Below are 1,638 nucleotides of genomic sequence, written 5' to 3'. Positions count from 1 at the left end.
CGAACTCATCTTCCATGCGTTCTACGTTGCGATTTTCGGGCGATGCCGCTTGCATTTCGGTGCGGAATTCACTAAATTCTTCTACGGCCTTGTCAAAGACAGGTTCAGCCTCGGTCCAGTCAAAGCTCACTTTGGCAGCACGGCGCTGAAGCTCCTGGGCACGGGCCAGCGTGGGCAGGCTCTTGCTTACTTTGTCCATAGCGGACTTGCCCTGCATTTGTAGATTGTTTTTTTCTTGAGCCTTGATGCGTTCCCACTGGCGAACCACGCCGTTCGAATCATCGACCTTAGCATCTCCAAAGACGTGCGGGTGGCGACGGATCATTTTTTCGCAGATTCCCTGCACCACGTCGTCGATAGAAAAATCGCCGTTTTCTTTGGCGACTTGCGAATGGAACACCACCTGGAACAGCACATCGCCTAGTTCTTCGGCCATGTGCGCCTTGTCGTCAGCCTGCGCCGCATCGATGTATTCATGGGATTCTTCGACCAAATAAGGGAGCAACGACTGGTGCGTCTGTTGCTTGTCCCAAGGGCAGCCTTCCGGGGAGCGGAGGGTCGCCATAATTTTCACCAAGTCTTCAAAGGAATATTTCATGACAGACAAAGATAGAAAGTACGAAACACTTGAACCGAAACAATTCCCGCTTTCGCTTAAGGAATCTCCATTAGCGCCACCGTTACTGTACGTTCGCGGCAAACTGCCCGCAAGCGATTGCGTTGGAATTGCCATGGTAGGTACGCGGCGTCCAAGCAGTTCCGCCCGCGAGCTGTGCAGACGGCTCGTCAAATCACTGAAAGGTACGAGGGCCGTCGTCGTTTCCGGGCTCGCGCAAGGTATTGATTATTATTGCCACGAAGCCGCGCTCGATTTCGGGATTCCGACGATTGCCGTGATTGCACAGGGAATCAATGTCCCGATTCCTGGAGACCGTGCAACGCTCGCCCGCCGCATTATCGATGCCGGCGGTTGCATCATGACCGAATACGAAGAAGACTTTCCCTCTTTCAAAGGGAACTTTCCTGCCCGCAACAGGATTATCAGCGGTCTCAGTCGCGCCACGGTTTTAGTACAAAGTAAAACCAAAGGCGGAGCCCTCATCACAGCCGACTACTGCCTGCAAGAAAACAAGCTTTTGCTCGCCGTTCCGGGGGACTTCGATAGCGAAACCTCTGCAGGACCCAATCAATACCTAGACCAAGGAAAGGCCATGCCAGTCTTTATGCCCGAAAGCCTGCGCACTGTTGCCGGGCTCCCCAAAATCAAGACGGATTCGGATGCGCCGGCCGCAGTCAGCCTCTCTCAAATTGAAGCAACCGGTTGCAATCTTTCTCACGAAGCCCTAGCCTTATTTATGCAATTCAACGGTTTCAAGAAGACTTTTCAGGAGTTGCAGAACGAATGTAACTTCAAGCCCAACAATATTTTAGCTATATTAACAGAGTTAGAACTTTCGGGTCTAGTCCATTCACCGGACAACTTCCAGTTCTACTTTAATGGAGCAACTTGACGTGAAAAAGCGTTTTTTCTGGATTATCCTGTTTACGATTGTCGCAACAATTGCGATAGTCATTTCGCAGTTGATGTTCGGAAAAAACAGCTTGAAGCAGCAGCAAAAAATCACGCAGGACATCGCC

The 1,638-nt window shown here is 51.2% G+C and carries 2 protein-coding genes; one reads left to right on the top strand and one right to left on the bottom strand.

All coding sequences use genetic code 11. The features are described from left to right. Window positions 1-598 (bottom strand): nucleoside triphosphate pyrophosphohydrolase (gene mazG / locus Q0628_RS10920; RefSeq protein ID WP_298770944.1); only part of this gene is annotated, 598 nt, incomplete at its 3' end. Between mazG and dprA the strand changes: the two genes are divergently transcribed. Continuing rightward, the gene (gene dprA, locus Q0628_RS10915; protein WP_298770942.1) at window positions 597-1,511 is read left to right on the top strand and encodes a DNA-processing protein DprA; all 915 of its coding nucleotides are present in this window, start codon (window positions 597-599) and stop codon (window positions 1,509-1,511) included. The two genes, mazG and dprA, sit on opposite strands and share 2 nt — an antisense overlap. Window positions 1,512-1,638: the final 127 nt, after the last annotated feature.

Source organism: uncultured Fibrobacter sp. (assembly GCF_937877005.1).
In the GTDB taxonomy this organism is placed as follows: domain Bacteria; phylum Fibrobacterota; class Fibrobacteria; order Fibrobacterales; family Fibrobacteraceae; genus Fibrobacter.
The sequence above is the reverse complement of the archived record's forward strand: the minus strand, read 5'-3'. Positions and strand labels throughout refer to the sequence as shown.